We start from the raw sequence: 21,451 nt of genomic DNA, 5'->3' as shown, positions 1-21,451 counted from the left end.
CAGACGAAGAGGAGTCGAGGAATCGTCGACCCGGGCCGAGGCGTGGAGCGCGCCCCCGGCCTCTCCCTACCTTTCCCCTACGGACGTGGGGTGATCACCGCACTGCCGCCCTCCGACCTCCTTCCTCCGAAAGGGAACACGTGCCCGAGAACTCCATCTCCCGCCGCAGTCTCACCAAGTCCGCCGCCTGGAGCGTCCCCGTCGTCGCCGTGGCGGTCGCCGCTCCGATGGCCGCCGCGTCGACCACTGCGATCGACCTCGTCGTGACGCGCACCTGCTACGGGCTCGGCCTCGGCCGAGGAACCGCACCCCGCTTCACCGTCACCACGGTCGACGGCTCGCTGATCCCGCAGAACACGACGCTCCGCCTCGCGGGCAACTCCCTCGTGAGCGTCGGGGTGACCGCGAGTGGTGCCGCAGTCGGTGCGCTCAGCGGCGGTGCGCAGATCCTGACCGTGACCGCGCCGGTCGCCAGCGTGACCGTCACCTTCGGAGCGCCGCTCGCCGTCATCCTCGACGGCTACTTCTCGCTCTCGGTTCAGTCGCTCCCCACCGGGTACACGGACGGCAACCCCGCGAACAACGCCGCGGCAGCCGAATTCACCGGTGCGAGTGTCGCCGGAATCTTCATCGGCACCTGCGGCCTCGTCGACCTCCGCGTCTGAGCGGACGAAACAGGAAGGGCGGAGGCGGAAGCCTCCGCCCTTCCGTCGTTCCCGCACCCTTCCCCCCGCGCCCGCCGCGGTCCTAGGCTCGCGCTCATCCGGAACGAGCCGACGGAGGCGCCGATCATGACTGCGACACGCGAGAAGACCACCGCCCCGCCCGAGCTGAAGCGGGTCCTCGGACCCAAGCTCCTGCTCCTGTTCGTGGTCGGCGACATCCTCGGCACGGGCATCTACGCCCTCACCGGGCAGGTCGCGGCCGAGGTCGGCGGAGCGGCGTGGCTGCCGTTCCTCATCGCGTTCGTCGTCGCGACGCTCACCGCCTGCTCCTACCTCGAGCTCGTGACGAAGTTCCCGCAGGCGGCCGGAGCCGCGCTCTACGCGCACAAGGCGTTCGGCATCCACTTCATCACCTTCCTCGTCTGCTTCACGGTGATGGCGAGCGGCATCACGTCGGCGTCCGCCGCGTCCGGAGCGTTCGCGAGCAACTTCGCCATCGGCTTCGGCCTGGGCGAGGGGGCCGGCGTCAAGATCACGATCGCGCTGGTCTTCATGGTGCTGATCGCGCTGGTGAACCTCCGCGGGGTCGCCGAGAGCGTGGGCCTGAACGTCGTGCTGACCCTGATCGAGCTCTCGGGCCTGCTGCTCGTGATCTTCGTCTGCTTCTTCGCCGTCTTCGGCGGGCAGGCCGACTTCTCGCGGGTCGTCGCCTTCGAGACGTCGGGCGACAAGTCGCTGCTGCTCGCGGTGAGCACGGCCACCTCGCTCGCCTTCTTCGCGATGGTGGGCTTCGAGGACTCGGTCAACATGGCGGAGGAGACCAAGGAGCCCAGCCGCATCTTCCCGAAGGTCATGCTCACCGGGCTCGGCATCACCGCCGTGGTCTACATCCTCGTCTCGACCCTCGCTGTCGCGATCGTGCCCGTCGGCGAGCTCGCCGGCAACGACACTCCGCTCGTCACGGTCGTCGAGACCGCCGCGCCCGACTTCCCGATCTCGACGCTGCTGCCGTTCATCTCGCTGTTCGCGGTGGCCAACAGCGCGCTGATCAACATGATGATGGCGAGCCGGCTGCTCTACGGCATGAGCAAGCAGGGTGTCCTCCCGCCGTTCCTGAAGAACGTGCTTCCGGGGCGCCGCACGCCGTGGGCGGCGATCCTCTTCACCACCGTCATCGCGCTGCTGCTCACCGCGTACGTGTCGCGCGACACGCAGAACCCCATCGCGGTCCTGCTCGGCGGCACCACGTCGCTCCTGCTCCTCGCGGTCTTCGCGGTGGTCAACGTCTCGGTCCTCGTGCTGCGCAGGCAGCCCGTCGAGCACTCCCACTTCCGCACGCCCACCGCGCTGCCCGTGATCGGCGCGCTCGCCTGCGTCTACCTGGTGCTGCCGATCACCTCGGGCCGCGACATCGCCCAGTACGAGATCGCGGCGGTGCTGCTCGTGATCGGCGTGCTGCTGTGGTTCGCGACCTTCATCGACCGGCGTGTGCGCGGCTACGCCCGCTCGGCGGCCGTCGAGGAGCCGGAGAAGGCCGGCGTCGCGGCACCGGACGCGCACGGCGAGGACATCGGCCGTTGATAGCGGGGTCATAGGGAACCTCCCGATACTGGGAGGCATGCCCAGCCCCGCTCCCTCGAAGCACCTCGCCCCCGCGCAGCGCACGCGCCTCAAGCGGGCCGACGGATCCCCGATCCGCGTCCTCGTCGTCGACGACGAGAGCACTCTGACCGACCTGCTGCAGATGGCTCTGCGCTACGAGGGCTGGGAGGTGCGCACCGCGGCCGAGGGCCGTTCGGCGATCACCCTGGCGCGCGAGTTCCGGCCCGATGTGATCGTCCTCGACGTGATGCTGCCCGACATCGACGGGCTGCAGGTGCTGCAGCGGGTGCGCGCCGACGGCAGCCAGACGCCCGTGCTCTTCCTCACCGCCAAGGACGCCCTCGACGACCGCATCGCGGGGCTGACCGCGGGCGGCGACGACTACGTGACCAAGCCCTTCTCCCTCGAGGAGCTCGTGGCCAGGATGCGCGGCCTCATCCGCCGCAGCACCCTGCTCGCGAACGACGCCGACGACCCCCGTGTCGTCGTCGGCGACCTCGAGCTCGACGAGGACAGCCACGAGGTGCGCCGCGGCGACACGTCCATCGAGCTCACGGCCACCGAGTTCGAGCTGCTGCGCTTCCTGATGCGCAACCCCCGGCGGGTGCTCAGCAAGGCGCAGATCCTCGACCGCGTCTGGTCGTACGACTTCGGCGGCAAGTCGAGCGTCGTCGAGATCTACATCTCGTACCTCCGCAAGAAGATCGACGCCGGGCGCGCGCCGATGATCCACACGGTGCGCGGTGCCGGCTACCTGCTGAAGCCCGCCGACTAGTGGCCTCCCGCCCCGCCTTCGGCGACTTCGCGACCCGATCGGCGCTGCGCGGCTCCCGTTCCGGGCGATCCGGCGGGCGGGTGCCGTGGACGCTGCGGCGCCGCATGGTGCTCGCCGTCGTCCTGATGGTGGCGATCACCGCTGGAGTGGTCGGTGCGGTGAGCGTGCTGTCGCTGCGCGGGATCCTCTACGAGAGCACCGACACGCAGCTCTCGCAGTCGCTGAAACGGCTGCAGGAGTTCGACGGCCCGGGGCCGTTCGCGGGCCCGTCGGGCATCGAGCGCGCGACCTCGTGCCCCGACGACTCGTTCGGCGGCCCGAGCCAGAACCTCAGCACGATCACGGCGGTGCGCGGCGGCGACGGCTCCTTCGTCGGCGCCTACATCGACGGCGACGGCGACTGCCGCCAGTTCGCGGAGGAGCCGGACTCGGTCCTCGCGCAGGCGGTCGCGGCCGGGGGAGACGAGACGACGGTCGATCTCGGCGGCGCCCTCGGCGCGTACCGGACGCAGGCGGCCGTCGTGGACGGCTCCGTCGTCGTCGTGGGCGTGCCGCTGGGCGGGACGACGGAGGTCCTCGGCTCGCTGACGGCGGTGGTCGTCGCGATCACCCTGCTCGCGATGCTGCTGGTCGCCCTCCTCGCCACGGCGATCATCCGCGTCGCCCTCCGACCGCTCGACCGCGTCGAGGCGACCGCGACCCGCGTGGCCGAGCTGCCGCTCGAGCGCGGTGCGGTGGAGCTGGTCGAGCGCGTCCCGGAGGAGGACGCCGACACCCGCACCGAGGTCGGCCGCGTGGGCGCCGCCTTCAACCGCATGCTCGATCACGTCACCGGGGCGCTCCAGGCGCGCGAGGCGAGCGAGAGCAAAGTGCGCCAGTTCGTCGCCGACGCGTCGCACGAGCTGCGCACGCCGCTGGCCGCGATCCGCGGCTACGCCGAGCTGCCCCGCCGCGGTGAGGCCGAGCTGTCCGAGGCCGCCGCCTACTCCCTCGACCGGATCGAGTCGGCCGCGACCCGGATGACCTCGCTCGTCGAGGACCTGCTGCTCCTCGCCCGGCTCGATGAGGGCCGCGACCTCGAGAAGGAGCCGGTGGACCTGACGATGCTGCTGATCGAGGCGGTCTCGGACGCCCACGTCGCCGGTCCCGACCACGAGTGGGACCTCGAGCTGCCGGAGGAGCCCGTCGAGATCCGCGGCGACGGCTTCCGCCTGCACCAGGTGCTCGCGAACCTGCTGCGCAATGCGACCGTGCACACCCCGCCCGGCACGCGTGTCGTGGCGGCGCTCGCCGAGGAGCGCGATGACCGGGGTCGGCCGATCGCGGTCGTGACGGTCACCGACTCCGGGCCCGGCATCGCCCCCGAGCTCGTCCCCGTGCTGTTCGAGCGCTTCGCCCGCGGCGACTCCTCGCGCGCCCGCACGACCGGATCGACGGGGCTGGGGCTCGCGATCGTCGCCGCGGTCGTCGACGCGCACGGCGGACGCGTGCTCGTGGACTCGGAGCCGGGCCGCACCGCGTTCCGCGTGGAGCTGCCGGCCTAGACCGACACCCGATGCGCCGGCGCGCGTCGTCGAGCGCGCGCCACCTGCAAGTCTCCGTGCCGTCTGCAGGCCTCCGTGTGATGTGCAGGTGATCCGACAGAGAAAGGGCTTCCCGCCGCGGATGCTCGTCCGTCACCGGCAGGATCCCCTGCAGATGGTGCGCACCCCCTGCCGAGGACGCACGTTCCACGGCATCCGCCCGTCTGCAGGGGCTCGTCCGATGTGCAGGGGATCGGAGCGTGCGGCGCGATTCCGCCGCAGGAGCAGGCCTCGATCAGGTCGCATCCCCTGCGGATCGTGCAAGTGCCTGCGAATCGTGCAGGCGCCTGCAGATCGTGCAAGCGCCTGCCGATCGAGCATCGCCCGGCGGTGGGACCCGAGCGCCCTAGACCGACACCCCGATGCGCCGGCGCGCGTCGTCGAGCGTGCGCACCACCTGGACGACCTCGTCGAGCGGATGCAGCGGCGACTCCGTGCGCCCCTCGGCCAGGTAGGTCGCGAGGTGCACCGCCTCCCACGCCAGTCCCTCCCCGGCACGCAACGGCGACTCGTCGAGCCAGGTGCCGGAGTCGTCCCCGCGCGTGAGCGTCACCCCGCCCGGACGCCAGAACGCCGGGTGCACGTCGATCCGGCCCTCGCTGCCCGCGACGCTCGCGGCCTGCAGCGTGTCGGCCAGCACGGTGGAGGTGGCGAGCGACTGCACGCCGCCCGCGTGGCGGCCGACGATCGTGGCGGTCGCGTCGACTCCGGTGTCCGTCAGGCCGCCCGAGACGACCGTGCTCTGCGGAGTGCCGGCGATCATCGAGACGAACGAGGACGCGTACACGCCGACGTCGAGCAGCCCGCCGCCCGCGAGCGCGGGGTCGAAGATGCGGCTCGTGGGGTCGAAGGGGAACGCCGCGCCGAAGTCGGCCGAGACCAGGGCGGGCGCCCCGACGGCGCCGTCCTCCATCAGGCGGCGCACCACGTCCATGTGCGGGAGGTAGCGCATCCACATGGCCTCCATCGCGAAGACCCCGGCGTCGCGCGCGGCGTGCACGATCATCTCGGCCTCGCCCGGAGTGGGTGCGAACGGCTTCTCCACCAGGATGTGCTTGCCCGCGGCGATCGCGAGCAGCGCCTGCCGCGCGTGCTCCGAGTGCGGCGACGCGATGTAGACGACGTCGACCTCGGGATCGTTCACGACGGCCTCGTAGCCGGCGGACGCGCGGGCGATGCCGAAGCGGTTCGCGAACTCCTGCGCGCGCTCCAGCGAGCGCGAGCCGACGGCGACGACCTCCTGGCGAGTGTGCGTGCGCAGCGCTTCCACGAAGCTGGTGGCGATGCCGCCCGGGGCCAGGATCCCCCATTTCAGAACGGGGGAGTCGAGGAGGGAGGGGAGCCGGGGTTTCGGGAGCGTCAGTGCCATCCCTCCACGCTAGGGCCCCGGCGCGGCCGCGCGCGAGGGGTCAGCGGCCGCGCGCGAGACGTCGGTGCCGGCGCGCGAGGGCTCAGTGCCCGCGCCGCAGCACCCGCTTCAGCAGCGGCACCGGCTCCCGCTCGGTCGGCTCCTCCACCTCGAGCCCGTAGAAGCGGCCGATGTCGCCGACGAACGCGGCCCGCCGGGCCCTGTCGTAGGCCCGCAGCTCGCGGCGGAACGCGATCACCGTGGCGACGCACATCAGGATCATCACCACGCTGAAGGGCAGGGCCGAGAGGATCGCCGCCGTCTGAAGGGCGTCGAGACCTCCCGCGATCAGCAGCGCGATCGCGAGCAGCGCCGTCGCGAGGGCGAAGAACACGCGGATCGGGTTCTTCGGCTCCACGGAGCCGCCGGTCGCGATCATCGCCATGACCAGGGCGCCGGAGTCGGCCGAGGTGACGAAGAAGACTCCGATCAGGAGGATCGCGCCCAACGTGACGACGGCGCCGCCGGGCAGATCCGCGAGCATCTGGAACAGAGCGAGGTCGGAGTCGACGGCACCGCCCGCGCCGACCAGTCCGCCTGCGCCGTACAGCTCGCGGTGGAGGGCCGTGCCGCCGAGCACGCTGAACCACAGGAACGTCATGATCGTCGGCACGAGCAGCACACCGGCGACGAACTCCCGGACGGTGCGGCCCTTCGAGACGCGGGCGATGAAGATGCCGACGAACGGCGCCCACGACATCCACCAGCCCCAGTAGAACGTCGTCCACGAGGCCTGCCACTGCTCGCCGCTCTCGCCGGCGAACGCGCTCACGGTGAAGGAGAGGCCGAGGAGGTTCTGGAGGTAGTTGCCGAGCGACTGCACGAACTCGCGCAGGAGGAACTGCGTCGGCCCCGCGAACAGGACGAACAGCAGCAGCGCGCCGGCCAGGATCAGGTTGCCGGACGAAAGCCACTTCATGCCCTTGCCCACGCCGGACACGAGCGAGAGGATCGTGAGCCCGGTGACCACGGCGATGACGACGAGCTGCACAGTGAGCGAGGACTCGACGACGCCGGAGGCCTCGAGCCCGGCCGAGATCTGCGTGACTCCGAGGCCCAGCGAGGTCGCGACTCCGAACATCGTGCCGATCAGGGCGACGACGTCGATCGCGTTGCCCCAGCCGCCGCGCACCCGTCTCCCGAGCAACGGCTCGAGGGCCCAGCGGATCGACACGGGGCGGCCCCGCCGGTGGATCGCGTACGCGAGAGCGAGGCCGACGACCACGTAGATCGCCCACGCGTGCACGCCCCAGTGCAGGAACGTCTGCGACAGCGCGCTCTGCGCGAGCTGCTGCTCGGTGCCCGTCACTCCGGGACGCGGATTCGCGAAATGGTTGAGCGGCTCGGCGACGCCGTAGAACACCAGACCGATGCCCATACCGGCGGCGAACAGGAGGGCGATCCAGGCGGCCATCGAGAACTCGGGCTCGTCGTCGTCCTTGCCGAGCTTGATGTCGCCGAAGCGGCTGACCCCCATCCAGATCGCGAACGCCACGAACGCGGCGGCGATCAGCACGTAGTACCAGCTGAAGGTGTTGACCACGGTCGTCTGGAGGGAGGCGAACACCTCGGTCGCCGTGCCCGGCGCGAGGAGTGCGAAGGCGACGATCGCGAGGATCAGGATCGCGGCGGGCCAGAAGACCCACGGGGCGAGCCTCTGGGTGGGGCGCGCGGAGTCGGTCGCGACCGCTGTCTCGGTCATGGTGGAACCCTCTCGTCGAAACGGACAAGGGTACACGGCCTGCTCCGGAGCCCGCCTAGGCTCGGTCCGTGACCCCCACCGCTCCCGCGCCGCGGCGCCGCAACCTGCCCGGCCTGATCGCGTTCGTCCTGGCGGTGATCCTGACGATCAGCCAGATCGTCCAGGTCTGCCTCACGACGATCGTGCCGGTGCTCGCCTACCGCGGCGGGCTGGACACCACCGAGATCGGGGCTGTCTTCATCGTCATCGGGATCGCGCAGCTGATCCTCGCGGCGCTGACCACGATCCTGGGCGTCGTGGCCGTCTCGCGCCGGGGAGCCCCGAAGACGCTGGCCGCGATCGCCCTGGGCGCCGGCGCGAACGGAGTGATCGTGCAGCTGTCCGCGCTGATCCTGCCTCCGCTGATCGGCGTCGGCCTGTCCTGATCCCGGCGGCGGACGGTTCCGCCGTCCTCGCCCGACGCTAGGTCGCGCGTCCGGCGCTGTAGTGGTTCTGCACCTGCGCCTGAGTGAGGGCGGTGGAGTAGACCGCGGCGTAGCGGAGGCTGCCGCTGAAGTAGGCCGGGCCGACGTTGGGCCAGGAGCCGCCGAGGGTGTCGTAGCCGATCCGCCAGTAGCCGGTGGTGTTCTCGGGGCTTCGGTAGGCGGCGTTGGAGGCGACCCGCTGCCCGTCGAGGTAGAGGGTCATGCCGGTGGTCGGCGAGAGGGTCGAGACGACGTGGTGCCAGTTGCCGTCGTTCACGGCGGTCGGGCTCGTCAGGGCTTCGACGCCGAAGTTGTAGATGCCGAAGACGAGCTTCCCGTCGCGCCCGATGTAGGTGTGGCGGTCGTATTGGCCGCCGCCTGCGGAGGCGCCGGCGCCGAAGGAGAAGAGCTTGCCGCCGGCGACGGTGGTCTTGAACCAGATCTCTGTGCTGAAGGTCGTGGGGTTCCTCAGCTCGAGCGTGTTGGTGAGGTGGTTCGTCGTGCCGTTGAGCAGCCAGGATCCGCCCGCGTCGCGGGGGCACGCCTTCGGTGTCGTGGACGAGCTCGTCATCACGCCCTGGTAGGTGCCGGGGTACCCGCCCGAGTCGGTGTCGGCGGCGGTGCGCGAGTTGGAGGCCTGCGCGAGTGTGTAGGAGAAGAGCGCGGCGGTCCTGTCGGCGGCGTAGGCCGCGTCGCAGGTGAAGAAAGCGGCGGCGCTGCCGACGGTGTTGTTCGAGTTCGTGATGGCGGCGGTGTAGGCGCCCGAGGTGGCGGGCGTCAGCAGCAGTCCGCCGGCGAGGGCGGCCACGGCGACGGCCGCGAGGGCCTTCCGCGGCTGCGCGAGAGCGGAGCGGAGGCGCGCGAGGAGCGGGACCCGCACGACGCGGTGACGGCTCATCGGGTCGCCTCCTTCGCGGCGGCGCGGCGGCCGTGCTCTCCGGTGTGCTCGGTCGCGGCGGGCAGCCCGATCGCGAACGTGTAGATCAGGGGCAGGGCGCACAGCAGCGCGAACACGATCCAGCCCCAGACGGGCAGGTGCAGAGCGGAGGAGACGCTGTACCAGTCCTGCTCGTTCGCGGGGACCTTCAGCCGTCCGACCTCGCCCGAGACCAGGTCCGCCGGGGCGGCGCCCTCGGCGCTGACGCGGATGGGCAGCAGTCCGGTCGACACCAGCACGGCGTCGGTGAACCCGTTCGAGACGGTGGCCTCGAGGACCACCAGGCCGACGAAGGGGCGCAGGAGGAAGACGGTGATCGAGGCGACCAGCGAGAGGCCCAGGATCCGCATCGCCGCGCGGTGGGTGGGCGAGGGCAGCAGGCGGGTGAGCAGCTGCACCAGGACGGCGCCGGCGAGCAGGAGGGGGAGCGCCTTGGCGAGCCAGCCGACGCCGGGGAGCGACGTGGTGACGACTCCGATCAGCTGCTCCTGGCCGGTGGCCCACGGGTCGACGGCTCCGTTGATGTCGCCCTGGGTGACGAGGGTGCCCTCGGGGGCGATCTCGACCACGCGGTGGGTGTAGGTCTCGTCGGGCGTGGTGGAGGGGTGGAAGCTGACGACGTCGCCGACGCGGACGTCCTGGATCGCGGTGGGAGTGGTGAGGACGAGCGTGCCGACCGGCGCGAAGGTGCCCATCGACGGGGTCTGCACGATGAACCAGCGGCCGCCGGAGGCCTGGAAGAGGAGGCCGAGGGCGACGACGCCGAGGAGGAGGACGGAGGCGGTCCAGATCAGCGCGGTCCGCAGGCGCCTGGGGGAGCGCGGTGCGGGGGTGGCGGCGGGAGCGGCGGCGGCGGGGGTGTCCGTGAGCGTCATGTCCTCCGCCTCCTCGACGGTGTCGAGAGCGGGGCCGCCTCGGGTGCGGCCCCGCTCATCGGGTGGTGCGGTGCGGGGCCGCTTCGGGTGCGGTTCCGCTCGGGGGTGGTGCGTGCGGGACCGGAGGGGCGGTTCCGCGATTCGGGTGGGGGGAGTGGCGGGGAAGCCGGGGTGGTGCGGGTGTTGTGGGGGTGGTGCGGGTGTTTCAGGGGGTGGGTGCGCCGGGGACTAGCTCGCGAAGGTCCAGGTGAGGGGGAGCGAGGCGGAGAGGTTCTGGTAGGTGTTGCCGGCGGAGTTGTCGAGGGTGACGGCGATGGTGAAGGGGGTGCTGGTGCCTGCGGCGACGGGGGCGGTGGCGAGCGACTTGGCGGCGGTGCCGGCGAGGGCGGCGGCGGTGCCGTTGTAGACGGTGGTGCTGCCGGAGGTGATGAGGACGTTCACCTTGGCGCAGAAGTCGGTGGCGGTGCCGGCCGGGCTGCCGTTGGCGCCCTGCGTGCAGGCGGAGCCGGGGGTCAGGGTGAAGGTGTTCGCCGCGACGGTGCCGGCGTTCTTGATCGTGATCGAGGTGCTGACGGTCTGGCCGGGGACCATCGTGGTCGAGCCGCCGAACTTGTTGATGGTCGAGCAGGTCGCGGTGTTGGTGCTGATGGAGCCGCCGTCGGTGCTGAGGCAGGTGACGGGGGTCGTGCCGGTCGACTTCTCCTCCATGATGAGGGAGCCGGAGGCGGCGGTGTTGTTCGAGTTGGTGATGCTGGCGACGAAGCCGGACAGGGTTCCGGACATCGAGACGGAGAGCAGTGCGGCGGCGGCGACGCTGGTCGCGATCACCAGCGGGGCGAAACGAACGCGCTTGGTCTTGGTGGTGGCGGTGTGGTTCGACATGACAGGACTCCTGATCGGGTAGAAGGTGAACTGCCGGGCAGTTCGTCTCGGTGCTGCTGATTGCTTGATGATTAAGCTACTCCGCGATAAAGATACTTTTCAATTAGACTTTTACCCCCTGTTAGTGGGACGCCGCCCTCGAGGTGTCCCTCCCCGCTCGAGAAGGCTCCGCATGACTCCGACCCCCACCCCGCCCGACGGCGAGGCCGGCATCACCTCGGTGGCGCACCTGCGCCACGCGCTCCGTCTGCTCGAGACCGCGCAGCGGCAGCTGCGCAGCAGCATCGCGTCCGAGGTCGGCGTGGGGCTCTCGGAGCTGACGGCCCTCGAGACCATCTCCGACCTGACCGGTCTCACCCCCAAGATGCTCGGCCTCGAGCTCGGCCTCACCACCGGCGCCGTGACGGCCCTGCTCGACCGGCTCGCCGCCTCCGGGCACGTCGACCGGCTCCCGAATCCGCGCGACCGGCGCAGCGTCCTGCTCGGGCTCACCGACTCCGGCGCCGCGCTGCTGTCCCGCGTCGAGGAGCGCTACGACGCCGTGAGCGCCGAGGTGCTGCGCGCCTCGCCGCGCCTGGGCGAGGAGGACATGGCCGAGGAGCTGGCGCGCGCCGCTGCCGTCATCACCGCGCACACCATCCGCTGACGCGGCGCGGGCGGTAGCGTCGGAGCGCCCTGCCGTCACGGGCTGCAGGAGGAGGAATCGTGAGCGAGCCCCGCGAGGTCCCGTCCGAGTCGCCGTTCGCGCTCCTCGGCGACGAGGAGGCGGCCGTCTGGTACTCCTACATGAAGGTGCACCTGCGCCTGCGCTACGAGCTCAACCACCAGCTCCGCACGGCGACCGGGCTGTCCCTGGCCGACTACGACGTGCTCGTCGCGCTGACGAGCGAACCCGACGGTCGGATGAGCGTCGCGGACCTCGCCGCGAGGATCGGATGGGAGCGCAGCCGGGTCTCGCACCGGCTCCGGGGCCTGCGCGAGCGCGAGCTCGTCGAGACGCGGCCCGCGCCCCGCGATCTGCGCAGCACCGAGGTCGTACTCACCGAGGTCGGCCGCACGGTGCTGCGGGAGGCCGGGCCCGGCCACATCGACTTCGTGCGCCGCGCGTTCCTCGACGCGCTCGACCCGGAGCGGATGGCGGCGATGCGCGAGTCGCTCGACGCCGTCTACGACCGGCTGATCGAGCACGGCACCCTTCCGCGACCGGTGGACCACCCCTGACGCCTCTTCCCTTCCGCGTGAAGTTTCACCTATTCTGAGCGCACCGACCCGAGGAGCGCTGTGGACGAGACTCTCGCGACCCTGATCGACCGCGTCGCGATCCGCGAGCTCGTCGACACCTACGCGCGCGGGGCCGACCGCCGGGATGCGGCGCTGGAGGCGTCGGTGTTCGCCGACGACGGCGAGGTGCTCGTCGTCGCCGGCGACCCGGAGGCGACGGAGCCGCTCGACACGATCCGCGGACGGGACGCACTCGTGCGGACCTTCGAGGGCCTGATCGCGCAGTACGAGGCGACCACCTACCTGAACGGGCAGTCCTCGATCCGCTTCGCCACCGCCGACGTCGCCGAGGGCGAGACGTACTGCCTCGCGCTCCACCTGCTGCACGACGCCGGGCAGCGGTACCTGGTGACCATGTCGATCCGCTACCTCGACCGCTTCGAGCGGATCGACGGCCGCTGGAGGATCGCGGTGCGCCGCCTCGTCATCGACTGGACCGACCGCTCGCCGTCGTCGCCGTGACACGCCCCACCACCACCGAAGGAGAACCATGCCCCTGGACACCCTGATGCACGCCAACCTCTTCGAGGTGTTCGGCGAGCGCGACTCCGAGAAGCGCCGCGCCGCGATCACACGCACCTACACACCCGACGTCGAGTTCCTCGATCCCGAGGAGGTGGTCGTCGGCCACGACGCCCTGCACGCGAAGGCGCAGCGCCTGCTCGACGACGCCCCCGGCTTCGTCTTCTCGGCCGTCGGCCCCGTGTACGAGAACCACGACCTCGGCCACCTCGCCTGGAACTTCGGTCCCGAGGGAGCGCCTCCGGTCGTGTCCGGGCTCGACATCTGCCTCGTCGTCGACGGACGGATCGCGAAGATCTACACGACCCTCACCTGAGCGGACCTCAGACCGTCATGTCCCCCACCGGCGGCTCGGACCCGAGGATCCGGTAGCGCAGCTGCACGACCCCGCGGGGCGAGGTGGCCGCCGGTTCGAGGAGTTCCAGCATCGCGGGGGCCGCACCGCCCTCGAAGACCCGCTTGCCCGCGCCGAGCACGATCGGATGGAGCCACAGCGTCAGCTCGTCGGCGAGGCGCTCGGCGAGCAGGGTCTGCACCAGGTCGAGGCTGCCGATCACGTGGATCCGCTCGTGGCGCGTCCGCAGCTCGTGCACCGCCGCCGCCAGGTCGGGTCCGAGCAGGGTCGACCGCTCCCACGGCAGGGGCACGCCTCGACGGGACGCGACGTACTTGGGGATCGAGTTCAGCAGCCGGCCGATGCCGGGGTCGTCGTGCCGCGGCCAGTAGTCGGCGAAGATCTCGTAGGTCCGGCGGCCCAGCAGCAGCGCGTCCATCCCCTCCACGCCGGACTGCACCCAGGCGCCGGCGACCTCGTCGAGGAGCGGCGCCTGCCAGCCGCCGAACGCGAAGCCGCCCTGCTGATCCTCGTCCGGTCCGCCCGGCGACTGGGCGATGCCGTCGAGTGACGCGAACAGGTCGATGCGCACGAGTCCCACGGGCCGCTCCTCCGCTCAGGGCCGCCGTTGCCCGGCGGACGGGGAGACCGTCCCACACCGGCCGTCGGTCGGGCAAGGGCCGCGCGCGCCCTCCCGGCCGTAGGGTGGGCGCGTGGACGGGACCGGGGTGTTCGAGGCGGAGCGCGGCCGGCTGACCGGGCTCGCCTCACGGCTGCTCGGCGACCGGCACGAGGCCGAGGACATCGTCCAGCTGGCCTGGCTGCGACTGCACGGCAGCGACGCCGTGCTCGAGAACCCCGCCGCCTGGCTGACCACGGTGACCACGCGGCTCTGCCTCGACCGGCTCCGCGCCCGCATCCCCGAACCCATCGAGGCCCGAGAGGACGCCCCCGCGTCCGGTGTCGATCCCGCCGACTCCGTGGAGCGGAGCGAGGCGGTGGGGCGGGCGCTGCACGTCGTCGTCGACCGGCTCGCCCCGAACGAGCGGGTCGCGCTCGTGCTGCACGAGTCCTTCGGCTACTCCTTCGACACGATCGGCGGGATCCTCGACCGCTCGCCGGCCGCCGCGCGCAAGCTCGCCTCGAGGGCGCGCGAGAAGGTCGCGAGCGCCGGGCAGGACGGGCCGGTGTCCGATCGGAGCGTCGTCGACGCGTTCATGGCGGCGGCGCGGGGCGGCGACCTGGCCCGGCTCCTCGCGCTGCTCGCCCCCGGCGCGACGGTCCGCGCCGACGCCTCCGCGATCGCGGCGGGCACCCCCGAGCGGATCGACGGGCGCGAGGCCGTCGCCGCGTTCTTCGACGGCAGCGCGCACGCCGCGCTCCCGGTGCTCACCGCCGGACGGCCGGGGTTCGCCTGGTTCCACCTCGGCGAGGCCCGGGTGCTCTTCGACTTCGAGGTCGTGGACGGCCGGGTCGAGTCGATCGTGTTCCGCGCCGCTCCCGCGTCCCTGGCGGGCGTCGTGCGCCGGCCCCGCGACACGCCGGCGGTCACATCCGAGGGCCCCCGCCCGTCGGAGTAGCAGGAGCCGCCGCGCAGCGCGACGGCAGGAGGAGGACACCGTGAAGACCATGACGTGCCGCGACCTCGGCGGGCCGTGCGCCCTCGAGCACCGCGGAGCCACCGCCGACGAGATCATCAACGCCCAGGACCGCCACTTGAAGGACGCGGTGAAGGCGGGCGACGAGTCGCACCGCGAGGCGCGCGAGGCGATGAAGGGCCGCTGGATGCGGCCCAAGAAGGCGCTCGACTGGTACAACGGCGTCAAGCGCGCCTACGCCGAGCTGCCCGAGGACTGAGCGCACGACGGCGCCCCTCCCTCCGCGGGGAGGAAGGGGCGCCGTCGTCGGTCAGCGGCGGGTCAGCAGGCGGCCGCCGCGTACGGCGCCGACCCGGAGAACGCGGGCTGGTCGACCGCGGTGCCCGTGACGGTGGCCGTCCCCGCGGGGACCGAGCGCAGGCGCGTGGTGAAGGCGGCCGAGGCGGAGGCGCCGGGGGCGACCGACGCGAACGACTTCGACCCGTAGGCGGTCTCGACCTGCACGGCGGCCGGAGCGGTGTCGGTGTTCCGCACCGTCACCGTGAGCACGACCTTGCCGGCGATGCAGCGCGTCGACGCCGTCGGAGCGAGCTCCAGCGTGTCCAGGCTCACCGCGGCCGAGGTCGAGGGGGCGACCAGGGCGTCGGTGTAGCCGTCGTACGAGGCGGTGACGCCCGTGACTCCGGCCGGGACCGTCGCCGTGGCGGTGCCGCCGCTCAGGCGCACGGTCTGGCTCCAGCTGCCGCCGCGGAAGGTGACCGAGCCCGCCACGTCGCCGGAGTCGGCGGCCGTCACGGTCGCGGTCGCGGTCCGGCCCTCGACGGCGAGCGTCGTGGTCGAGCCGACGGCCTTGACGGGCGCCCACTCCTTCATCGCGGTGAGCACCGTCTGCGGGACGCTGACGAACGCGCCGTGGCGCGGGCTGGCCGGCAGGCCGCCCTTCGTCGAGACGTTCCAGTCGGCCGACTTCGACAGGCGCGAGGCCTGCGAGCTGCCGGCGATCGCCGCGCCCGAGGTCACGAAGGCCTTGTAGCCGCCGCTGCCGTAGTTGTCGACGAGGAACGCGTAGCCGTCACCGGTACCCGTCGTGTCGTTCGGGTCGCCGGCGTTGAGCTTGACGATCTCGGGGCCCTCGCCCTCCTGACCGGTCTCCAGGCGGGTCATGTTGGTGTCGGTGAGCTGCCAGGTCGTCGTGGGGTCGGCGCTCCAGTTCGACGCGGTCGTCGGGGCGGTGAGCACCGTCGACTTCTCGAGGAAGATGTCCTTCCCGGCCTCGAGGACCCCGGCGGCGCCGCCCTCCTCGTTCTTGGTGAAGCGGTAGTAGTAGTCGCCGATCTTGGTGATCGTCGAGTCGATCCGCGCGTAGCCGGTGTCCTGCCACGTGGCGGGCGGCTGCGTGAAGGTGCGGAAGTCGCGCGTGATCACCGAGAAGACGCGCGAGTAGAGCTTGTCGCCGTTCGTCTTCGTGGCATCGGAGTAGAGCCGCGACGAGAAGAAGACGACGTACGACTGCAGAGCGTCGTCCCAGTACGCCTCCGGGGCCCAGGTCATGCCGGCCGCGGGCTGGTTGACCGTGATGCCGGTGTCGGCGCCGTTGGTGCGGGTCCACTGCACCAGGTCGGTCGACTCCCAGACCTCGATCTTCAGGCTGCCCTTGGACTGGGCGTCGCCCCAGCTCGTGCCGCAGGAGATGCAGAGGTCGGTGGCGACCATGTAGTACTTGTCGCCTTTGTGCGAGCGGAGGATGAACGGGTCGCGCAGTCCGCGGGTGTCGGTCGTCGACGTGATCACGGCCTTGCCGCCGTTGACGGGGGAGAAGGTGAAGAAGTCGTTGCCCGACGTCGCCGCCTGGTAGATCTTCTCGTCGCCGTCGGACTTGAAGTACGCCGAGGCGTAGCCCGCGTCGGGAGCGGTGCGGCCCAGCTCGGCCACCGTGAGCGCGAAGGTGCGCGACTCCGAGACTCCGTTCAGCGTCGCGTTCGCGGTCAGGGTGACCGCCGCGTCGCCGCTGCCGTAGGCGGGCCGGGTGACGACTCCGCCGCCCTGGTAGGGGTCGGCCGCGCCGACGGCCGGCGCCTGGTAGCCCGCGGTGGTCGGAGTGACGAGCGCCGGGTCCGAGGACGTCCAGGTGATCGCGGTGCCGTTCTTCGCGCCCTTCACGACGAGGGGCAGGTTCTCGGTGGTGCGCGGAGCGAGCACGATGGCGTCGAGGTCGTCGTTGATCCGCGGAGCGAGCACGACGAGATCGAAGGTGATCGGGCCGCCGGAGCTCGGCGTCGCGGTCACGGTGACCGGGGTGTCGGTCGTGATCGTGCGCGAGACGACTCCGGTGGTCGAGACGACCGCGGGGTTCGTCGACGCCCAGCTGAGGGCGATGCCGTTGCTCGTCGTGGGGAGGTTCAGGTTCCCTGAGACGGCGGTGAGCGACGGGTTGCCGTTCAGCACCACCGGCAGCAGGTCGGAGCGCAGCAGCCCCGCCGTCGCCGCCGACTTGGCCTCCGCGGTGGGCATGCTCGTGGCGACCTGCTCGGCGGTGAGCGAGGTGTCCCAGAACTTCACGTCCGTGACGTCGCCCGTGAAGAGCGCATCGCCCTGGTAGAGGGAGCGGCCGAGGTAGCCGAGCGTGGTCCCGGACGGGATGATGCTCGCCATCGACTTGGCGGCGGTGACCGTCGAGATCTGCGCACCGTCGCGGTAGAGCGTGAGCGTGGTGCTCGAGCCCGTACCCGAGCCGACCATCGTGAGGGTCGTGAAGCCGGGGTTCAGCCCGCCGCCGGCCGGGAGCCGCGTCTCGCCGTTGCCGGTGTCCTTCACCCGCATGCCCGCCAGCACCTGGGCGTTGTAGGCGCCCTCGGAGCTGCGCGGGTTCACGAACACGTGATTGCCCAGCGTCGTCGTGTTCCAGGGGCCGACGCCGTCGCCGATGACCCAGCCGAACTGGTTCGCCGAGGTCTGCGTCTTCACGGTGTACTCGACCGCGAAGGCGTTGTCGGTGCCCGTGACGAGGTTCTTCGGCAGGGCCGCGTAGCCGTTGGCGCGGAACCGGGCGACCTGGTCGCCGCCCGCGTCCGCGAAGGACGCGTCGGTCAAGCCGGTGAGCGTCGCGTTGCGGCCGTTGCCCGAGATGTCGAGGAGGGCCGAGCCCGCGTGCGACATGTCGTAGTGGGCGCTCGGCGCGGGGACGTCGACCGCCGAGGCGGCCGTCGGCACGAGCACGCCGGTGAGGGCGACGCTCGTGCAGGCGAGGGTGGAGAGCAGGAGCGTGCGGGTCCGGCGCGCGGGCGCGGGGTGCTCCGAGGAGCGTCGTCTCATCATCGAGACCTTTCCGATCGGTGGGGTGGGGCTCCCGGGGTCGGCGCGGACGCTCGGCCCGGTCCGCGGTCCCCTCCATCGGGGAGAGCGGGGGTGTGTTCACAGTTAACGCGCCCGGCACGGCGGGGAACAGTGCCGATGAACCCTTTCAGTAGAGAGGGTCGCGGACGCCGCGGGTCCGGCCTGCTGACGCGCCGCCGGACCGCCGCGTCGGGATCCGGAGCTCCCCGCCGAGGTGGCCGCCGCTCCCGCCTCGCTGCCGACGACGTCGACGGGTCCCGCCGCGGGGTACACGAGTGTCCCGGAGGAGCGCCCGCCTCCCGTGATCGGAGCGCCACCATGTCCCGCGCGGCCGATCCCCGCGGAGCCCTCGGGTCTGGTGGACACGATCTCCCGTGCTCCGCTCGGCCTGATCGCACGATCTGCGGCGTCGGTGACCTCGGTCGATGCCCGCATCGACCTTCGGCCTCCTCCTTGCAGCTCGCACGATCAGACCGTGCTCGCGACGGCGATCTCGTGTCCACCAGGCCCTAGTGTGTGTTCGCACGCGCCGCCGCGGGCAAGAGGAGGCTCGTCATGCCCGAGTGGTACACCCTCGGCGTCGTCGCGCTGGTGATCGTCGTGGTCGTCGTCGTGATCGTCCGGTTCCGCATCAACCCCGTCATCGCGCTCGCGCTGGGCGCCGCCGCGATCGGCCTGCTGACCGGACTCGGACCCGTCGACACGGTCTCGACCATGTCGACCGGCTTCGGCGAGGTGATGGCCGAGGCGGGCATCCTGATCGGCTGGGGCGTGCTGATCGGCGCGATGCTCAACGAGATGGGCGCGATCGTCCGCCTCGTCGAGGGCCTGATGCGCGTCTTCGGGCGCCGTGGGATCCCGTACGCGCTCGGACTCTCGCTCGCCACGTACCTGCAGACGATCTTCGTCGACGTTCTGATCGTGATCGCCGCCCCGCTGGCCCGGAGGATCGCCCCGCGCCTGGGTCCCGCCGGTACCGGCATCATCGGCGTCACCTTCGCGGTCGGCCTCGAGATGGGCATCGTGATGATGGTGCCCGGCTTCGCGGCGGTCGCCCTGGCCGGGCTGCTCGGCGTCCCCCTCGGGGTCATGATGCTCGGCGGCTTCGCCGTCGTCGCGCCCACCGTCGTGCTCACGATCCTGCTGATGTCGCTGGCCTTCCGGCTCGGCTTCTGGGATCCGGAGCGCGATCAGCAGGTCGTCGTGCGCGACGACGACGAGGAGGCCGTGCTCGCCGGAGCGTCCGGCGCCGTCGGTTCCGCCGCCCCGGCCACCGGCACCGTCCGCACCGCCGTCGGCGGGGTGCCGCGCGGACCGGCCGCCCTCCGGCCCGGTGCCGTCGAGGAGCGCCAGCGCCCTCTCCTGCTGCTCTTCGCGCCCATGCTCGTGGCGCTCCTGCTGATCGCGTCGCAGGCCGTGCTGAGCGTGGCCGGCGCGGAGGTGCCCGCGATGCAGTTCCTCGGCAATCCGATCATCGCCCTGCTGCTCGCCGTCATCGCCACCGGAGTGATCGGCCGCCTCGCGGTCGGCACCAAGCGCATCGAGAAGGCCGTGGTGAAGGGCTTCCAGGACGGCGGCCAGATCTTCCTCCTCACCGGGATCGGCGGCTCCCTCGCCGCCGTCATCGCGCAGGGCGATCTGGGCGACGTGCTGAAGGGCTACTTCTCGGCGTCCTCCTTCGCTCCGCTGCTGCTCGTCTGGCTCATGGCCGCGGTGCTGCACATCGCCGTCGGATCGGTCACCCTCTCGGCGATCACCGCCGCCGGGGTCATCGCGCCGGTCGCGGCGTCGCTGGGCCTGGACCCGCTGCTGATCGCGCTCGCCGCGGGCTCCGGCGCGCTGTTCTGCATCCACGTCACCTCGAACACGTTCTGGCTGCTGCAGTCGTTCCTCGACCAGTCGGTGCGCGGTGCGCTCAAGACCGTGACGGTGGGGGTGTCGCTGGCGTCGGTGCTGGCGCTCGGGATGACGCTGGTGCTCTCGCTGTTCCTGTAGGGGAACGAGGCGGGCCCCGTTCCTGGTCGATGGCGCGGCTCCTGGCGCGCTGTGACTCGGCTGCCCGTTGAAAGCGAGGGAATGTCAGTGGTCGCTGGTTCTGTGCTCGTATGACGGGAACAGAAGTGGTGGAGGTGCTCGCGCTGGTGCGGGAGCGCGGGGACCGGGCGGGTGAGCTGGCGCGGTCGGCGTCGCCGGTGCTGCTGGCGGCGGCGATCGAGCTGCATGCGGCGTACGAGGCAGCGGTGTCATGCCCGGAGGCGTTCGCGCGGGGTCTGCCGCAGGGCGGGTCGGCGGATCTGGTGGAGCGCTCTGTCCGGGCGGAGCTCGCGGTCGGCTGTGGAGTGTCGGAGCGGGTGGTATCGCGGGATCTGGAGGAGGCGCGGCTGCTGATCGAGGATCTGCCGCGCACGCGCGAGGCGCTCGCGGGGGCACGACTGCGGTGGGAGGCGGGCCGCATCATCTGCGCGACCGCGGGCACCCTTCCAGCGGAGTCGCGAGCGGTGTTCGATGAGCGGGCGTGCGTGCTGGCGCTCGAGCTGACGCCCACGCAGCTGCGGCGCCGGGTGGCGCGGCTGCGTGACGAGCTGCACGTCGAGCCGCTCGCCGACCGGCACGCGCGGGCTCGGGAGGATCGTGCAGTGTGGGTGGTCCCGGAGGCGGACGGCATGGCGCTGCTCTGCGCGCTGCTGCCCGCTCCGGTCGCTGTCGGCGCGCACGCACGCCTCGACCGCATCGCGAGATGCCTGCGCGAGGGGGATGGACCCGGTGGCGCCGAGGAGGAGCGGACGCTCGCGCAGCTGCGCGCCGATGCGCTCGCCGACCTCCTGTGCGATGGGGACGTGACCGGCACGGCTCCCGGTGACACGCCGGCGGCCTCGACGTTCGTGCCGGGGGTCCGTGCTCAGGTGCGTCTGACCCTCGCCGCGAGCACGGCCGCGGGACTCGACGACGCGCCCGCGGTCCTCGACGGCTACGGCCTGGTGCCCGCGGGTGCCGCTCGCGAGCTCGCCGGAGTCGCCTCGTCGTTCACGCGCGTCCTCACCGATCCGCGGACGGGCGCGGCGGTGTCGGTCGGGCGCACGCACCGGGTGCCGCCGCCGCAGATGCGCCTCGCTCTGCAGCTGCGCGATCAGACCTGCCGCTTCCCCGGCTGCACCCGCGTCGCGGCCCGGACGGAGGCGGATCACACGATCGAGTGGCGCCACGGAGGAGAGACCGCGCTCGAGAACCTCGCCTCGCTCTGCGTCGCCCACCACCACGTCCGCCACGGCGATCGCTGGACCTACGTCCTCCACCCCGACGGCACCGCCGACTGGACCACCCCCACCGGACGCCGCATCACCACGAGACCACCCGGCCTCGCCCCGACCCCCGCTGGCCGTCCCGCACGCCCGCTCTTCACCGACCCGCCCCCCTTCTGACGCGAGCAGTTCGAGTCGGGACCGGGGTCGTCCCGACCCGCTCTCCGACGTGTGTCGATCATGTTTCGGCC

Annotated in this window: 20 protein-coding genes; 13 read left to right on the top strand and 7 right to left on the bottom strand. The window is 71.9% G+C overall.

Annotated elements, in window-relative coordinates:
* Window positions 1–140: 140 nt before the first annotated feature.
* The 4 genes from AC0CID_RS08385 (at window position 141) to AC0CID_RS08370 (ending at window position 4,586) form a co-directional block, all read left to right on the top strand.
* Window positions 141–665 (top strand): hypothetical protein, encoded by a 525-nt coding sequence (locus AC0CID_RS08385; protein ID WP_465226434.1) that lies wholly within the window; start codon window positions 141–143, stop codon window positions 663–665.
* Window positions 666–791: 126 nt separating this feature from the next.
* Window positions 792–2,246, top strand: a complete 1,455-nt coding sequence (locus AC0CID_RS08380) for an APC family permease (RefSeq protein WP_465226433.1) — start codon at window positions 792–794, stop codon at window positions 2,244–2,246.
* A gap of 37 nt (window positions 2,247–2,283) precedes the next feature.
* Complete coding sequence (locus tag AC0CID_RS08375) at window positions 2,284–3,042, top strand: response regulator transcription factor (RefSeq protein ID WP_278250069.1); 759 nt, start codon at window positions 2,284–2,286, stop codon at window positions 3,040–3,042.
* Window positions 3,042–4,586, top strand: coding sequence for a sensor histidine kinase (locus AC0CID_RS08370; protein WP_465226432.1), 1,545 nt, complete (start codon window positions 3,042–3,044; stop codon window positions 4,584–4,586). Before AC0CID_RS08375 ends, AC0CID_RS08370 begins: the two co-directional genes overlap by 1 nt.
* 385 nt (window positions 4,587–4,971) lie before the next feature.
* Here the strand turns inward: AC0CID_RS08370 and AC0CID_RS08365 are convergent, their stop codons facing one another.
* Complete coding sequence (locus tag AC0CID_RS08365) at window positions 4,972–5,994, bottom strand: Gfo/Idh/MocA family protein (RefSeq protein WP_465226431.1); 1,023 nt, start codon at window positions 5,992–5,994, stop codon at window positions 4,972–4,974.
* 82 nt (window positions 5,995–6,076) lie between these two features.
* A complete protein-coding gene (locus tag AC0CID_RS08360; protein ID WP_207406193.1) occupies window positions 6,077–7,735 on the bottom strand; it encodes a BCCT family transporter in 1,659 nt (552 codons plus the stop codon).
* Window positions 7,736–7,803: 68 nt separating this feature from the next.
* Between AC0CID_RS08360 and AC0CID_RS08355 the strand changes: the two genes are divergently transcribed.
* Entirely contained in the window at window positions 7,804–8,160 is a 357-nt protein-coding gene (locus AC0CID_RS08355) for a hypothetical protein (protein WP_465226430.1), read from the top strand.
* Window positions 8,161–8,197: 37 nt separating this feature from the next.
* Here AC0CID_RS08355 and AC0CID_RS08350 read toward each other — a convergent pair whose 3' ends face one another.
* The 3 genes from AC0CID_RS08350 to AC0CID_RS08340 form a co-directional block, all read right to left on the bottom strand.
* Window positions 8,198–9,097: a LamG domain-containing protein gene (locus AC0CID_RS08350; protein WP_465226429.1), complete on the bottom strand. Its 900-nt coding sequence runs from the start codon at window positions 9,095–9,097 to the stop codon at window positions 8,198–8,200.
* Window positions 9,094–10,011 carry a signal peptidase I gene (locus AC0CID_RS08345; RefSeq protein ID WP_465226428.1) on the bottom strand — a complete coding sequence of 306 codons (918 nt, stop codon included), beginning with the start codon at window positions 10,009–10,011 and terminating at the stop codon, window positions 9,094–9,096. Before AC0CID_RS08345 ends, AC0CID_RS08350 begins: the two co-directional genes overlap by 4 nt.
* Window positions 10,012–10,239: 228 nt before the next feature.
* Window positions 10,240–10,893 (bottom strand): hypothetical protein, encoded by a 654-nt coding sequence (locus AC0CID_RS08340; RefSeq protein ID WP_465226427.1) that lies wholly within the window; start codon window positions 10,891–10,893, stop codon window positions 10,240–10,242.
* A gap of 172 nt (window positions 10,894–11,065) precedes the next feature.
* Between AC0CID_RS08340 and AC0CID_RS08335 the strand changes: the two genes are divergently transcribed.
* From AC0CID_RS08335 to AC0CID_RS08320, 4 genes are read left to right on the top strand one after another with little or no spacing between them, the layout of a single operon-like run.
* A complete protein-coding gene (locus AC0CID_RS08335) occupies window positions 11,066–11,539 on the top strand; it encodes a MarR family winged helix-turn-helix transcriptional regulator (RefSeq protein WP_465226426.1) in 474 nt (157 codons plus the stop codon).
* A 59-nt stretch (window positions 11,540–11,598) separates the two neighbouring features.
* On the top strand, window positions 11,599–12,114 hold the full coding sequence (locus AC0CID_RS08330) for a MarR family winged helix-turn-helix transcriptional regulator (protein ID WP_465226425.1): 516 nt from the start codon (window positions 11,599–11,601) through the stop codon (window positions 12,112–12,114).
* Between the two features lie 60 nt (window positions 12,115–12,174).
* Window positions 12,175–12,636, top strand: a complete 462-nt coding sequence (locus tag AC0CID_RS08325) for a nuclear transport factor 2 family protein (RefSeq protein WP_465226424.1) — start codon at window positions 12,175–12,177, stop codon at window positions 12,634–12,636.
* Window positions 12,637–12,664: 28 nt separating this feature from the next.
* Window positions 12,665–13,012, top strand: a complete 348-nt coding sequence (locus tag AC0CID_RS08320) for a nuclear transport factor 2 family protein (protein WP_465226423.1) — start codon at window positions 12,665–12,667, stop codon at window positions 13,010–13,012.
* A gap of 7 nt (window positions 13,013–13,019) precedes the next feature.
* On the opposite strand, the gene AC0CID_RS08315 is transcribed toward AC0CID_RS08320, so the two are convergent.
* On the bottom strand, window positions 13,020–13,631 hold the full coding sequence (locus tag AC0CID_RS08315; protein WP_465226422.1) for a dihydrofolate reductase family protein: 612 nt from the start codon (window positions 13,629–13,631) through the stop codon (window positions 13,020–13,022).
* 112 nt (window positions 13,632–13,743) lie between these two features.
* Here AC0CID_RS08315 and AC0CID_RS08310 point away from each other — a divergent pair, with 112 nt between their 5' ends.
* Both AC0CID_RS08310 and AC0CID_RS08305 read left to right on the top strand, forming a co-directional pair.
* Window positions 13,744–14,610, top strand: a complete 867-nt coding sequence (locus AC0CID_RS08310; protein WP_465226421.1) for a sigma-70 family RNA polymerase sigma factor — start codon at window positions 13,744–13,746, stop codon at window positions 14,608–14,610.
* Between the two features lie 49 nt (window positions 14,611–14,659).
* Complete coding sequence (locus AC0CID_RS08305; protein ID WP_242683518.1) at window positions 14,660–14,887, top strand: hypothetical protein; 228 nt, start codon at window positions 14,660–14,662, stop codon at window positions 14,885–14,887.
* Between the two features lie 62 nt (window positions 14,888–14,949).
* Here AC0CID_RS08305 and AC0CID_RS08300 read toward each other — a convergent pair whose 3' ends face one another.
* Window positions 14,950–17,940, bottom strand: coding sequence for an immunoglobulin-like domain-containing protein (locus tag AC0CID_RS08300; protein ID WP_465226420.1), 2,991 nt, complete (start codon window positions 17,938–17,940; stop codon window positions 14,950–14,952).
* 576 nt (window positions 17,941–18,516) lie between these two features.
* Here AC0CID_RS08300 and AC0CID_RS08295 point away from each other — a divergent pair.
* Both AC0CID_RS08295 and AC0CID_RS08290 read left to right on the top strand, forming a co-directional pair.
* Window positions 18,517–19,956 carry a GntP family permease gene (locus tag AC0CID_RS08295; RefSeq protein WP_465226419.1) on the top strand — a complete coding sequence of 480 codons (1,440 nt, stop codon included), beginning with the start codon at window positions 18,517–18,519 and terminating at the stop codon, window positions 19,954–19,956.
* 110 nt (window positions 19,957–20,066) lie between these two features.
* On the top strand, window positions 20,067–21,380 hold the full coding sequence (locus AC0CID_RS08290) for an HNH endonuclease signature motif containing protein (protein ID WP_465226418.1): 1,314 nt from the start codon (window positions 20,067–20,069) through the stop codon (window positions 21,378–21,380).
* The last annotated feature ends 71 nt before the right edge of the window (window positions 21,381–21,451 follow it).

The organism is Rathayibacter sp. AC451 (assembly GCF_979253095.1).
This window is presented reverse-complemented; position numbering and strand designations above follow the sequence as displayed.

Excerpts from the sequence above, each read along its gene's own strand:
- AC0CID_RS08380 (WP_465226433.1), top strand. The coding sequence starts at position 792 with ATGACTGCGACACGCGAGAAGACCACCGCCCCGCCCGAGCTGAAGCGG.
- AC0CID_RS08375 (WP_278250069.1), top strand. The coding sequence starts at position 2,284 with ATGCCCAGCCCCGCTCCCTCGAAGCACCTCGCCCCCGCGCAGCGCACG.
- AC0CID_RS08365 (WP_465226431.1), bottom strand. The coding sequence starts at position 5,994 with ATGGCACTGACGCTCCCGAAACCCCGGCTCCCCTCCCTCCTCGACTCC.
- AC0CID_RS08360 (WP_207406193.1), bottom strand. The coding sequence starts at position 7,735 with ATGACCGAGACAGCGGTCGCGACCGACTCCGCGCGCCCCACCCAGAGG.
- AC0CID_RS08350 (WP_465226429.1), bottom strand. The coding sequence starts at position 9,097 with ATGAGCCGTCACCGCGTCGTGCGGGTCCCGCTCCTCGCGCGCCTCCGC.
- AC0CID_RS08345 (WP_465226428.1), bottom strand. The coding sequence starts at position 10,011 with ATGACGCTCACGGACACCCCCGCCGCCGCCGCTCCCGCCGCCACCCCC.
- AC0CID_RS08340 (WP_465226427.1), bottom strand. The coding sequence starts at position 10,893 with ATGTCGAACCACACCGCCACCACCAAGACCAAGCGCGTTCGTTTCGCC.
- AC0CID_RS08335 (WP_465226426.1), top strand. The coding sequence starts at position 11,066 with ATGACTCCGACCCCCACCCCGCCCGACGGCGAGGCCGGCATCACCTCG.
- AC0CID_RS08320 (WP_465226423.1), top strand. The coding sequence starts at position 12,665 with ATGCCCCTGGACACCCTGATGCACGCCAACCTCTTCGAGGTGTTCGGC.
- AC0CID_RS08305 (WP_242683518.1), top strand. The coding sequence starts at position 14,660 with ATGACGTGCCGCGACCTCGGCGGGCCGTGCGCCCTCGAGCACCGCGGA.
- AC0CID_RS08300 (WP_465226420.1), bottom strand. The coding sequence starts at position 17,940 with ATGAGACGACGCTCCTCGGAGCACCCCGCGCCCGCGCGCCGGACCCGC.
- AC0CID_RS08295 (WP_465226419.1), top strand. The coding sequence starts at position 18,517 with ATGCCCGAGTGGTACACCCTCGGCGTCGTCGCGCTGGTGATCGTCGTG.
- AC0CID_RS08290 (WP_465226418.1), top strand. The coding sequence starts at position 20,067 with ATGACGGGAACAGAAGTGGTGGAGGTGCTCGCGCTGGTGCGGGAGCGC.